This is a genomic window from Cryobacterium sp. Hz9 (assembly GCF_004402825.1).
Taxonomy (GTDB): domain Bacteria; phylum Actinomycetota; class Actinomycetes; order Actinomycetales; family Microbacteriaceae; genus Cryobacterium; species Cryobacterium gelidum.
The window spans coordinates 15,470-28,564 of record NZ_SOFC01000019.1; the positions used below are offsets into that span (position 1 = coordinate 15,470).

General features: G+C 62.3%; 8 protein-coding genes and 5 pseudogenes. 9 read left to right on the plus strand and 4 right to left on the minus strand.

Annotated elements, in window-relative coordinates:
• Nucleotides 1–176: 176 nt before the first annotated feature.
• A complete protein-coding gene (locus E3N85_RS16320) occupies nt 177–395 on the minus strand; it encodes a PASTA domain-containing protein (RefSeq protein WP_166783918.1) in 219 nt (72 codons plus the stop codon).
• 586 nt (nt 396–981) lie between these two features.
• Here E3N85_RS16320 and istA point away from each other — a divergent pair.
• From istA to E3N85_RS09445, 4 genes and pseudogenes are all read left to right on the plus strand, one after another.
• A pseudogene (gene istA, locus E3N85_RS09430) lies at nt 982–2,088 on the plus strand (IS21 family transposase); the annotation flags it as partial.
• Between the two features lies 1 nt (nt 2,089).
• Nucleotides 2,090–2,527, plus strand: a pseudogene (locus E3N85_RS09435) (ATP-binding protein); the annotation flags it as partial.
• 43 nt (nt 2,528–2,570) lie between these two features.
• A complete protein-coding gene (locus E3N85_RS09440; protein ID WP_241978411.1) occupies nt 2,571–3,398 on the plus strand; it encodes a sulfite exporter TauE/SafE family protein in 828 nt (275 codons plus the stop codon).
• 753 nt (nt 3,399–4,151) lie between these two features.
• Nucleotides 4,152–5,018, plus strand: a complete 867-nt coding sequence (locus tag E3N85_RS09445; protein WP_134462588.1) for a DNA/RNA non-specific endonuclease — start codon at nt 4,152–4,154, stop codon at nt 5,016–5,018.
• A gap of 25 nt (nt 5,019–5,043) precedes the next feature.
• Here E3N85_RS09445 and E3N85_RS16770 read toward each other — a convergent pair.
• The 3 genes and pseudogenes from E3N85_RS16770 to E3N85_RS09455 form a co-directional block, all read right to left on the minus strand.
• A pseudogene (locus tag E3N85_RS16770) lies at nt 5,044–5,327 on the minus strand (recombinase family protein); the annotation flags it as partial.
• 232 nt (nt 5,328–5,559) lie between these two features.
• Nucleotides 5,560–6,701, minus strand: a pseudogene (locus E3N85_RS09450) (IS3 family transposase).
• Nucleotides 6,702–7,166: 465 nt separating this feature from the next.
• Nucleotides 7,167–7,523, minus strand: a complete 357-nt coding sequence (locus E3N85_RS09455; RefSeq protein ID WP_134462590.1) for an iron-sulfur cluster assembly accessory protein — start codon at nt 7,521–7,523, stop codon at nt 7,167–7,169.
• Nucleotides 7,524–7,672: 149 nt separating this feature from the next.
• Here E3N85_RS09455 and E3N85_RS09460 point away from each other — a divergent pair, with 149 nt between their 5' ends.
• The 5 genes and pseudogenes from E3N85_RS09460 to E3N85_RS09480 all read left to right on the plus strand — a co-directional run bounded on the left by E3N85_RS09460 (nt 7,673) and on the right by E3N85_RS09480 (nt 13,063).
• Entirely contained in the window at nt 7,673–8,005 is a 333-nt protein-coding gene (locus E3N85_RS09460) for a hypothetical protein (protein WP_134462592.1), read from the plus strand.
• A complete protein-coding gene (locus E3N85_RS09465; RefSeq protein WP_134462594.1) occupies nt 8,005–9,357 on the plus strand; it encodes an MFS transporter in 1,353 nt (450 codons plus the stop codon). Before E3N85_RS09460 ends, E3N85_RS09465 begins: the two co-directional genes overlap by 1 nt.
• Nucleotides 9,358–9,611: 254 nt before the next feature.
• Nucleotides 9,612–10,136: pseudogene (locus E3N85_RS16775) on the plus strand (UbiA family prenyltransferase).
• 807 nt (nt 10,137–10,943) lie between these two features.
• Nucleotides 10,944–11,711, plus strand: a complete 768-nt coding sequence (locus E3N85_RS09475) for a metalloregulator ArsR/SmtB family transcription factor (protein WP_134462596.1) — start codon at nt 10,944–10,946, stop codon at nt 11,709–11,711.
• Nucleotides 11,708–13,063: a SufS family cysteine desulfurase gene (locus E3N85_RS09480; RefSeq protein WP_134462598.1), complete on the plus strand. Its 1,356-nt coding sequence runs from the start codon at nt 11,708–11,710 to the stop codon at nt 13,061–13,063. Before E3N85_RS09475 ends, E3N85_RS09480 begins: the two co-directional genes overlap by 4 nt.
• Nucleotides 13,064–13,095: the final 32 nt, after the last annotated feature.

A 13,095-nucleotide genomic window follows, 5' to 3' on the forward strand; every position in this document is an offset into this window, starting at 1 on the left:
ACTCGCGAGTTCGGTCCCTCCCTGTCGTTAAGCTCAGTCCTGGATTGACGCGAATGCTCGAGACCCAGATGACTACTTCGAGAGGATTCCCTGCACAGGGTGCTCTGCGTCAGTGGCGCCGCGGTGGGCTCTGGCTGCTTGAGGCCCTCGGGACCCACCACTCCAGAGCCGTTGCTCTAGGACACGGTGACCCGGGTGCCGCGGCTGACAGAGGCTCCGCTGGCCGGATCGGTACTCTCCACGTTTCCGGCGGGCAGCTCGGAGTCGACGACGACGCCGTCGGTAGAGTCAACAGAGGCGGCAAACCTTCCATAATCCCGGAGTGCTTCTAATCGGGCAACCCGGCGCTCATGTTGCTGACTTTCCGTAAACCGCATCGCGCGGCGTTCGTTCATAACAGGACTCCTTTCAAGGCACATGATCGCCCCTTCGTCGGGGCCTTGCGTGAAGTCGATAACGGTCCTAAACCCCGCGTCGGTGGACTGCTCGCACAATGATGACGGCCAGCTCAGCGTGTTGAGCGTCTCGCGGGGTGACCACGTCAAAGATCACTCGGTAATCCCCGACTCTAATCCGCCAAGCCGTCCGCCCTCCAACGAGCTTCATGGCTCTGTTCCGCGCGGACCGCAATTCACCCTGACCAGCAAGCGTCGACAACATCCCAGCCTGACTTCCATCGGCAGGAAAAAACTGGCGAATATCCTGCCAAATACGGGGTGAAGGTCTCGGGAGAAAGCAGGGGAATCGGGAATGTGCGCTGTCATGGCAGTTCTACACGCAGCAGACAGGCGGCGACGGCGGCCCAGACTGTGCGCCAGTAAACTTCATCTTTGAGCTCTGACTATGGCAACCTTTTTAGTACCCACCTGGGCAATCTAAGCGGAACCCACTTCCACGTTTCCGGGGTGTCTGGGGCAGTTTAAGCCGGACCCTCCCTCGCCGTTGATGCATCGTTTTCGATTGCTCAAGGTGGAGGTCTGGATGGAGTCTAGGGTGGAGTTATTCGCGCGGATTAGGCGTGATGCGCGGGTGGAGGGTCTCTCGAATAGGGAGCTCGCCCGCCGTCATGGTGTTGGCCGGCCGACAGTCCGTCTGGCGTTGAAGCAGGCTGAGCCGCCGGAGCGGAAGGTGCGGGTTCGCACGGCGCCGCGGTTGGATGCGTTCAAGGGCGCCATCGACGAGATGCTGCGCACCGATCTTGACGCTCCCCGAAAGCAGCGTCATACCGCGCGCCGGGTTTTCGCGCGGCTTGCAGACGAGCACGCTGCGACCGAGCTGTCGTATTCGACGGTCCGCAACTACGTCCGCCGCCGCCGACCCGAGATCGATGTCGAAGGTGGCCGGCTCCCGGCGGTGTTCGTCCCGCAAGAGCATGCGCCCGGCGCGGAAGCCGAGGTCGACTTCGGGGAGGTCTGGGTGGTGCTGGCCGGGGTGAAGACGAAATGCCACATGTTTACCTTCCGGCTCTCGTCGTCGGGGAAGGCGATCCACCGGGTCTATGCCACTCAGGAGCAGGAGGCGTTTCTGGAGGGCCACATCGATGCGTTCGACGATATCGGCGGGATCCCGACCCGACATATCCGATACGACAACCTCACCGATGCGGTGGTGAAGGTGATCTACGGCACGGGCCGGCAGCGAGTGGAGAACCAGCGGCGGGTGCTCTTCCGGTCGCACTACGACGGGTTCGACGCGTTCTACTGCCAGCCCGGGATCGAAGACGCGCACGAGAAGGGCGGCGTCGAGGGCGAGGTCGGAAGGTTCCGGCGCACTCACCTGTCGCCGATGCCGGTGCTCGATTCGTTAGCGCAGCTGAACGAGCAGATCCGGCGGTGGGATCTCGAGGACGAGGACCGTCGCATCGGCGACCGCATCCGGACGGTCGGGCAGGACTTCGCCCGGGAACGGTCGCTGCTCGCGTCGATTCCGGCCGAGCGGTTCGAGCCGGGCTTGTCATTGACACCGCGGGTGGACCGGTCGGGGCTGGTGACGGTGAGGATGGCGAAGTACTCGGTCCCAGCACGGATGATCGGCCGCACGGTCCGCGTGTTCCTTTGGGCTTCGGAAGTGCTCGTCTTCGACGGCCGCAGACTCCGGGACAGGGAAGTCACACCTGCTCGTCGGTCTCGACACCGCGGCGGCGGCGAAGGGCTTCCGGGTCCGCTACGCCCTGGCGACCAGGCTGGTGAATGAACTCGTCGAGGCCGCGGAACAGAAGAACCTCGCCCGCACCACCGCTCGCTACGGCCGCGTCGACGTGCTCATGATTAACGAACTCGGCTACATGGAACTCGACCGCCGCGGCGCCGAACTCCTGTTTCAAGTCCTCACCAAGCGGGAGGAAAACAATTCCGTCGCGATCGCGTCTAACGAGTCGTTCTCTGGTTGGACGAAGACGTTCACCGACCCGAGGCTCTGCGCGGCGATTGTCGACCGGTTGACGTTCATGGGCACCATCATCGAGACCGGGACCGACTCCTACCGTTTCGCCCACAGCCGCACCCGCACACACCAGACGCTTGCCTAAACACTGCGGGCCGGAGACGGTCGCCGCGCACTAACCTGAAACTGTGACGTCCCCGAACCTGCACCCCGCCCTGGCCGACACCGGCGGTCGCAACCGCAATCTGGCCCTCGCATTCCTCGCCGGGGCCGCAATCGGGATCCTCGGCGGCATGATCGGCCTCGGCGGCGCCGAGTTCCGCCTCCCACTTCTCATCGGGGTATTCAGCTTCGCCGCCCTGCAAGCCATCATCATGAACAAAGCCATGAGCCTGATCGTCGTCATCACCGCAATCCCCGCCCGCCTCATCGGCGTCCCCTTAGCGGACCTGTCGCCGCACCTCTACATCGTGGTCAACCTGCTCGCCGGCAGCCTGGTCGGTGCCTGGATCGGAGCGCACTGGGCCACGAAGCTGAAGACAAAGACCCTCTACCGGATCATCGCCGTTCTCTTGGTGCTGATCGCAATCTTGGTGTTCGTCACCCACTTCTTCGCCGTCGAACCGCTCAACATCGCTCCCGTCCCGCGCACGATCCTCGGCATCGCTGCCGGGATAATCATCGGCGTCGTCGCAGCCCTGATGGGAGTCGCCGGCGGGGAGTTGCTCATTCCCACCATCATCTTGCTCTACGGCACCGACATCAAGATCGCCGGCAGCCTCTCCCTCGCCGTGTCACTGCCGACGATGCTCGTCGCCTTCGCTCGGTTCAGCCGCGACCAAAGTTTCACCGTCCTCGGCCAGAACAAAGGATTCCTGATCGCGATGACCATCGGATCGATCACCGGCACCATCCTCGGCGGGCTCGCGCTCGGCGTGGTGCCCTCGATCGTCCTCATCCCGCTGCTCGTGCTGTTCCTTCTCTTGTCGTCCGTTAAGGTCTGGAACCACAAATAACAGCCGAACTACCAGGTCTGCCTGCCCCCGCGCCGGGCGACCTCAAGCTGCTCAAGCAAGCTCACCACTTCCGTACGCAAAGCTTCCAACTCCACATCGCGCGGATCCCGCGCCACACCCTCAGAATTCATTATCCGATTCTGCCCCAAACACCACCCACAGTCACCTCATCATCAAAGATGCAAGCCAAGTGGGTTCCGCTTAGATTGCACAGGTGGGTCCTAAAAAAGTTGACATACCCAGAGCTCAACAACTTCAAATTCGTCAGCTTCGAACGTCGTAGAGCTAACGTTGGCGCCTGTGACTGTTGCTATGGCTGCGGTTGTGAGTCTTACCGCCGATCCGCTCCTGGTCAGCGTCTCCGCGCGACCCGCTTCACTCTGTAGTACGTCGTGCCATCAGGCCCGTCGTCGACGCTGCCGCCCAGCCACACACCGTGCATGACCCGCCCTGTGCAATCCACAGGATCGATGAGGACGGCAGGTAGCTGACCGCACCGATTCACGCCGACGAGAACGATCACCGACGATTTCACAAATCGGCGTCGTAATGTCACGGTCCTTTTATTCATACAGCTCCTTGGACTGCTCAGGTTTCTAACGCTATGCAGTCCACAAGGAACAGCAATATCCCCAGTTCGGCCACACGTGTCTGTGACCAATAAAAAACACCAGCGAACGGGATCTCCCCCAACAACACCGCCATATAAATCCGAAAGCCCCAATTGTCGGCTCTGGCTGGTTGACTATCATCATGAACGCCGCATTACTTTATCCTGCTGGATACAACGCCGAGTTCCTTACGACTCGTCTGCCGCTTCCGGCCCCTCCCGCGGGAACCCTGATTCGTGAACTGCTCTACGCACATTTCACCGTGCTCCTCGATCCCGCCCGGCGCCTCGCGATCGCGACCGGCGTCAACATCGGCGGTGAACAGCTCGTTACCGTTGACCGAGGCGACGACTGGCACCTCGACTCGCGTATCCCGCTCTATGAACAGGCCGGGGAGGGCGTCTACGCCAGAAACGATCTCGACCGCGGGCACCTCGTCCGGCGCCAGGACCCGGTCTGGGGCGACAAAACGATAGCCCGGCGAGCGAAGTACGATACCTTCGCCTACACCAACGCCGCCCCGCAAGCTGAAGCCTTTAACCAATCGAAACAACTCTGGATCGGCCTCGAGGACCACGTCCTCACCTATGCACGCACCAACGGTAACCGCATCAGCGTCTTCACCGCCCCCGTGCTCTCAGCCGAGGATCCGATATATCGCGGCGTGAAGATCCCGCAAGCGTTCTGGAAGATCGCGGCATGGACAACGACCATGCAAGGCTCCACCGTTCTTCACGCTGCCGGGTTCGTCCTCGACCAAAGTCCACAGTTAGAAGACATCGACCTTGACACGGTCCGCGCTCGAGCCCGCATGTACGGTAATCCCCCACCGCTTGGACCGTACCGCACCTATCAAGTACCCGTCGTGGACATCATCGACCTCACCGGGCTCAACCTGACCGCCCTATCCGAAGCAGACGTCTACGCCCCGACCCCAGCCATCCGGGAAGGCACCGACCGTCGAACGCGCTGGGTCGAACTGATCGACACCGCAGGAATCCACCTCTAACCACACCGAATCCTCGAAAGCCTGCTCAGACCTTCGCGCGGAGGTAGACATAGACGGTTTCGCGGCTGATCCAGCACTCTCGAGCAAGCACAGACTTCAGTACGCCAGCGGCAGCTTTCTCGCGCAGCTCGACCGCGCGGACCAAGTCCAGTGACGGGGTACGACCACGGTAAACGCCACGCTTTCACGAATCCAAGACCGCTCAAACTCAGCAAACGCTCCCATGACGTTCAAAAGCAGGTTCGCCATCGCGTTATCATCGCCCGTGAAAGAAAGCTGCTCATTCACGAACTCAACCCGAACCTTTCTTCACGCTGCCGGGTTCGTCCTCGACCAAAGTCCACAGTTAGAAGACATCGACCTCGACACGGTCCGCGCTCCGGCCCGAATTGATGGTACTCCCCTCGCGGCTCGGCCCGTACCGCACCTATCAAGTACCCATCGTCGACATCATCGACCTGACCGGGCTCAACCTGGCCGCCCTGTCCGAGGCAGACGTTGGGACTGGCCCGAGTTTAGTTGACTCAAAGGGATAGTGGTTTCAGGCGGCCGTGAGGGCCACGTTTATTGTCTCAAACTCGATCGGGGTGAGTTTGCCGAGGCGGCGTTGCTGGCGCTTGCGGTGGTAAGTCCGCTCGATCAAAACCACCATCGCCAAGCGCAATTCCTCCCGGGTTGACCACCGCTGCCGATCAAGGACATTCTTCTGTAGCAGCGCGAAGAACGACTCCATGGCGGCGTTGTCGCCGCATGCGCCGACGCGACCCATCGAGCCGGTGATGCCGTTGTTCATCAGCACCCGCAGGAACGCGTTGGAGCGAAACCGGGAGCCTCGGTCCGAGTGCAGGATCGTGCCGTCGATGGTGCGCTGGCCGATCGCGTTCCGAGCGGCTGCGACGGCCAGGGACGCCTTCATCCTGGAGTCGATCGAGTAGCCGACGATCTTGTTCGAGTAGATGTCTTTGATCGCGCAGAGGTAGATCTTGCCCTCGTCGGTGCGGTGTTCGGAGGTGTCGGTGAGCCGGAGCTGGTTTGGGCGTGTCGCGGTGAATTTCCGTTTGACGTGGTCGTCGTGGACGGGCGGGCCGGCCTTGCGCGTGAGGCCGCGTTTCTTCGCGAACACGGACCAGAACCGCTGCTGCGAGCACAGCCGCCAGACCCGGTTCTCACCCGCGGTGAGGCCAGCTTGACCGAGCTCTTCGGAAATGAACCGGTAGCCAAACGCGGGGTCGTCTCGGTGGATATCCCAGGCGGCGTTGGTGAGGTGGGCGTCGTCCCAGTCGCGCTGGCAAATGGGGCTGCGCTTCCATTGGTAGAACGCTTGTTTGGAAAAGGGCAACACCCGGCAGGTCACCGTGACGGGGACACCGTCGACGGCCAGTTCACGGACCAGCGGGTACATCATTGGGTTGACGTCCCGGGAAAGATAGGCGACGGCACGGCGCATGACCTCGGCTTCCTGCTCGAGCAGCCGGATACGTTTCTCCGCCTCCCGCAGTTCTCCGGACTCCTTCCCGGCCACGCCCGGCTTGACGCCCCCTCGACGTCGGCCTTCTTCAGCCAGTTCGCCAGGCAGGACTCCGAAATTCCGAAGTCTTTCGCGATCTGATTCAGCGGGGCGTCGTGCTTCCGGGCAACCGCGACAACATCACGGCGGAACTCGAGTGAGTAGGGCTTGGGCATGATGACGTCCTTCCAGCGAAGACGAATCTCCACAGACCAGGAGTCCACCAAACCCGGGGCAGTCCCGTTTCAAAGTGAGCTACATCGAACGAGGCCCGGAGTTCCGGCGGGTGCATTTCAGCCGCGCCTGACCCAGAGTCCGACGACGGCGGCGTCCTGGCGCCGTGACTACGCGGCCCGTATACGTGCGTGCACGGGGCAGGGCAGAGCGGCCGGTGAATTCGGGGAAGTTGTTGGTGGCGTGGAGGCGTTCGATCTCTTGGCGCCCGTCGTCGCGCCAAGTGAGGTCGTTCCACTCCAAATATTTCCCAACTTTGACCGCCAGAATCCTCAACAGTACGCGCCACGCTGAGGAGCACCCAAACCACCTGCATTTTCAGTCAGGAGGACCGAATTCCCGTGGAGTAAACGCGATGGAGAGACCATCCCTGCGGATAATCTCCCCGGAAAGCGTGTGAATCGCGACTAGCTGAAGGATTCTCCACAGGCGCAACTGCTGCCCGCGTTCGGGTCGTCAATGGTAAAACCCTGCTTCGCAATGGTGTCCTCCAAGTCGATGGACGCCCCCTCAAGGTAGGGCACACTCATCTTGTCCAAGACGACCCCAACACCGTCAAAGTTGACCAGGGCATCACCGTCAAGCACACGCTCGTCGAAGTAGTGCTGGTAGATCAGGCCGGCGCAACCACCGGGCTGAACGGCAACGCGGAGGTGGAGGTCGTCACGGCCCTCCTGAGCGAGCAGACTACGAATCTTCTGCGCAGCGGCCTCAGTGAGGCCAACGCCATGGGATGTGGTACTAGTGGCAATGGTGGCGGTCATGGTGCTCCTCCGTGCTATCTTCGCTGGGTTCTCAAACTGGGCTATCACCCTGGTGCGGTTTCGCTTGCACAAGAATTTAGACAAGCTCTACGCTTTTCTAACCAGCCCGACACATCCGTGGGTTATTTTCGGATGGCTAGGGAGGATTCGTGGCCGCCGAGTTGATGATAGCCAGGGCGATGGGGCTTCGGTGGCCGCATCCGATGGCGACCCGGGCGATGAATCTGATCTTCGTGCTCATGGATTCGATGCACCCGCGTTGCGTTGCGGCGGCCCTAGTTTTCAGAACGTGGGTGCCGTACGACCAAATCCAGTTCGGTGCGATCCCCTGGGAAATCTACCTGGCCCGCACCGCCCCGCGACAGCGTAACAACCCCGCCGCGAGGGAGACGAGGGAAAGGCATGCAATAGAGTTCGATCATCCGGTGGACGTTTCACCCTCAATTCGCCGCATTGCCGCCAACGCTGAAGTGGACACCTGATGGTTGAAGCTCGCGCACGTTCCAGTCGTTCCCAGCGATTGGATGCGCTTCCGTTCACCCGGGAGCACCGCAGGGTGCTCGTTGGTTCCGGCCTGGGCTGGGCACTGGATGCGATGGACGTTGGACTCATCTCCTTCGTCCTTGCCCAATTGGCGGTGCAATGGAATGCCACAGACGCGGAGCTGTCCTGGATCGCGTCCGCAGGGTTCATCGGCATGGCCATTGGCGCAGTTCTCGGCGGCTTGCTGGCCGACCGCCTTGGTCGACGCCAGGTTTTCGCACTCACACTGCTCGTCTACGGACTCGCGACGGGAGCGTCCGCATTGTCCGGGTCCGTGGCCATACTCATTGCCTGGCGATTCGTCGTGGGGCTCGGTCTCGGTGGTGAGCTTCCGGTCGCCTCGACGCTCGTGAGCGAGTTCGCGCCGCCACGAATTCGTGGCCGAATCATCGTCTTCCTCGAATCGTTCTGGGCCATCGGCTGGACCCTTTCCGCCGTGATCGGGTTTCTCGTTGTACCGTCTTCGGCCGACGGATGGCGCTGGGCGCTCGCTATTGGAGCGGCTCCGGCCGTGTACGCGGTGGTCGTGCGGCTGCGGCTGCCGGAGTCGGTTCGCTTCCTCGAATCGCGTGGCCGCTTCCAGGACGCGGAGTCGACCGTCCGACGCTTCGAAAAGTCCGCCGGAGTCACCGCTGCACCCGATGATTTGACACTGCCTGCGGTGACGAGTCCAGGACCGACCATTCCCGCGGCCAAAACGCGCCTCACCGCGCTGTGGTCGCTTGGCCTGCGTCGCCGAACCGGTGCGTTATGGCTGGTCTGGTTCTGCGTGAACTTCTCCTACTACGGCGCCTTTATCTGGCTTCCGACCATCCTGGTCGCGTCGGGATTCTCCCTTGTCCGCTCCTTCGCGTACACGCTCATCATCACCGTGGCTCAACTGCCGGGATACGCCGCCTCGGCGTACCTGATCGAACGGTGGGGGCGGCGCCGCACCCTCGCCGTGTTCCTCATCGGATCGGCACTCTCGGCGGCGCTTTTCGGGGTCGCCGGAGACGCCACCCAGGTGATCGGTGCCGGCATGCTGCTCTCTTTCTTCAACCTCGGCGCATGGGGAGCGCTGTACGCCGTGACCCCCGAGCTCTACCCCACCCGCATCCGAGCCACCGGGTCCGGATGGGCGGCCGGCATCGGGCGGATCGCCGCAATCCTGGCGCCGCTGGCCGTGCCGTCGCTGCGCGAGACGGGCGGGACCGGCCTCCTATTCGCGGTGTTTGCCATGTTCTTCGTGGTCGCGGCCCTCGGCGCTTTCGGACTCCCCGAGAAACAGGGCGAAGCCCTCGAAGATTGAACCAGTATCCACGCCGGCCAACGGGTCGCTTCGGGCGCGGTAGCGGGCTTGATCTGCGATTGGCGTGACTTACACAGTGTCAGAGAAGTTGTGGACGTTGCCGAAGAACTCCCCATTTGGAGCGGACCGCGGAGCATCCGCAGCACCCTGAACGCATACATTGCACTGACGAAACCTCGGGTAATTGAGTTGCTTCTCCCGGTCACCGTTCCGACGATGTTCTCGCTGAAAACGGTGCTCCGAGCCCTTGGCTCGTGCTCGCGACGCTCGTTGGCGGTTCATTGAGCGCCGGGTCAGCCGGAGCTTCCAACTGCTATATCAACCGCGACATCGACCGGGTGATGCGCCGCACTCAGGGGCGCTCCTGGTCACGGGCGAGCTGACCGATCGGCAGGCGCTCGTCTTCGCGTGGGCGCTCGGCGTCGCATCCGTCGCATGGCTCTGTGCCTTCGCCAACTGGCTCGCCGCGGCATTTTCTCTAGGGGCTTCTCCTGTACGTCGTGTTCTATACGATGATCCTCAAACGCCGCACCGCGCAGAACATCGTCTGGGGCGGTGTCGCCGGGTGTATGCCCGTGCTCATCGGCTGGGCCGCCGTGATCGGGGACCTTGCCTGGCCGCCGTTCATCCTGTTCACCGTCATTTTCCTCTGGACACCACCGCACTACTGGCCGCTGTCGATGAAGTATCGCAGTGACCACCAGACCGCCGGCGTGCCGATGCTCGCCATTATTCGTGGCCGCACCCAGGTGGGATTACAGGTCATCATGTACGCGTGAGCGATCGTCGCGTGTTCTCTGCTTATCATTCCAATTGCGAACTTGGGGCTGGTCTTCACCTTCACAGCGGTTTTGACCGGCGGGTGGTTCATCTATGAGACACACCGCCTCTACCGGCCATCCATCACGAGCGCTTGTCGCCCATGCGCGTCTTCCACGGCTCGATCGCATACCTCACGCTTCTCTTCGTCACAGTCGCAGTCGCAGTCGCAGTCGCAGTCGCAGTCAACCCCTGCTGCCCTTCTAACTCCTCCACCATCCTGCGGCGAACCGAGATCTAAACCATTCGGTGCGCGTCGGGAGCGACCTAGATCTCGGTTCGGCGAAGAGTAAGAGCACGATACTCACCTGCGGCGAGCGGATGCCACGGTGGGAGTCGATTCAGGCGCGCCTGTTCCAACCAAACCCGGATCCATCCACTTCCCGGGGCACGCGACGCCTGCGCAAGGCCACAGGTCGTATTCCCGGTGAGCGCAGCCTCCACACCCCTCTGTCCTGCCGACAGACCATCTGTCGCGCACGTCATCGAAATTGGACCTCCACGACCATCTTCTCGACACCGAGCAAAGACCGCCAGAAGCCGGCATTCTGCACGCCGCCCTGTCTCTCTCAATAGTTCCGGACCTTGATGTCCCAAAACGGGGAGCGGTGGGCATTCACGAAAAAGCATCCGAAATGATCCAGTAGCTATTCCCTGCTTACGCGACGGGAGTCCAGGTCAAACTGCGAAAGCCCACCACACGCGGAGGTTTTTATGAGTCGACGCGCCGACTTGATAGCCGCGTCTAATTAAGACATGCTTATGTAATGTTAATAACCCACCGCCGCGGATCCGAAGGTACAGACGGGTCGACACCCGGACCGAATGGTGTTGAGACCCGCACATGGGACCGGGTCCAGCAGTTGCTCGCCGAGGATGGCCCGCTTACCGCTGCCGACCTCGCCTCACGTTTGGGGTTGACGCCCGCCGCCGTACGCCGCCACCTTGACCTGCTCGCCGAACAAGGCGCCATCGAGGAACGCGAGCTCGCCCCGGCAGGTGGTCGTGGTCGCGGCAGGCCGGCCCGCGCGTACATTCTCTCCGAGGCTGGTCATGCCGGAATGAGTGGTGACTATGCCGATGTGGCCACCTCCGCCTTACGCTATCTCGCAGAACACGCCGGTGCGGATGCCGTGGGCGAGTTCGCCCGTGAACGCGGCGCACAGCTCGAGCGACGGTATGCCGCGCAGCTGCCATCGACAGGTGGAGATGTGCGCGCCCGCGCGGAGGCACTGGCGTCGGTATTGAGCGCTGACGGTTTCGCAGCGTCGATTCGGCCGGCCGGGGCAGGCCTGCCCGTGGCCGGCGTGCACCTGTGCCAGGGGCATTGCCCAGTTTTACATGTTGCGGCCGAGTTCCCGGTGTTCTGCGACGTTGAGACCGAAGCGTTCTCGCGACTGCTCGGGGTTGACGTTGAACGACGAACGACTCTTGTCCGGGGTGAGCACGTCTGTACGACTTTCGTCCCCCTGGACGCTCTCCCAATTAAGACGGCACCCGAAACGAACAACTCTGATGAAAGGTCCAATCTATGAGAGCCCTCCAAGGGTCGAACTCGGGCTTGACGGGAGCCACACGCTCTGAAAGCGCCGGGGCCTTCACGGCCCAGGAGTCGGCCGTCATACGTGGCGATTTCCCGATCCTGTCGCGCTCCGTGCGTGGAGGGAAACCGTTGGTGTACTTGGATTCCGGGGCGACGTCGCACAAACCGCGTCAGGTGCTCGATGCCGAGCGCGCGTTCTATGAGCAACACAACTCCGCGGTTCACCGTGGTGCTCATCAGCTGGCCGAGGAAGCCACCGAAGCGTTTGAGTCAGCGCGAGAGACGATGGCCCGTTTCATCGGTGCCCACACTCAGGAGGTGGTGTTCACCAAAAGCGCGACCGAAGCGCTGAATCTCGTGGCGTATTCTTTCAGTAATGCCGCGGCGGCGGGGGCCATGGACGGCGTCGACGCGGATGTTGCGGCGCGGTTCGCGCTCGGCGCGACAGACGAGATAGTGGTCACCGAGATGGAGCATCACGCCAATCTCATTCCGTGGCAGGAACTTGCCCGGCGCAGCGGCGCAACCCTGCGCTGGATTGGTGTCACTGACGACGGCCGCCTTGACCTGACTGATCTGGAGACGGTGATCACCGACCATACCAAGGTGGTCGCATTCACCCAGGTGTCGAACGTTCTGGGTACGATCAATCCTGTTGCAGCCATTGTGGATCGAGCCAGGATGGTCGGTGCTTTGACCGTCCTGGACGCCAGCCAGTCGGTGCCGCACTTAGCCATTGACGTGGTCGATCTCGGCGTGGACTTCGTGGCGTTCAGCGGCCACAAGATGTTCGGTCCCCTGGGGGTCGGCGTCCTCTGGGGCCGCTATGCTCTCCTGGAAGCCATGCCCCCATTCCTCACCGGGGGCTCGATGATCGAATCCGTCCGCATGGAAGGCTCGACCTACGCCGCGCCGCCGCAACGCTTCGAGGCCGGTGTTCCGGTGGCAGCGCAGGCCGTAGGCCTGGCCGCAGCCTGCGATTACTTGACCCGTTTGGGTATGTCGCGGGTTAGCGCCCATGAGCACGCCCTTACCGAGGTTCTGCTCGCCGGACTCGCGAAACGTCCGTGGGTCCGTGTCATCGGGCCGGTCGACTGCCAGGACCGATCTGGCGTGGTCTCGTTCCTGGTCGACGGTGTGCACGCGCATGATGTCGGCCAAATCCTTGACGATGCCGGGGTCGCCGTTCGGGTTGGCCACCATTGCGCTTGGCCGCTGCATCAGCGGATGAACGTGGCGGCGACGACGCGAGCCAGCTTCGCCGCATACAACACGGTGGCTGAGGTCAACGCGCTGCTGAACGCTCTCGATCAGGTGCCCGCGGTATTTGGGGTGGCAGCCTAATGAAGTTCTGTCAGGAAATATTCCTGGAGCAC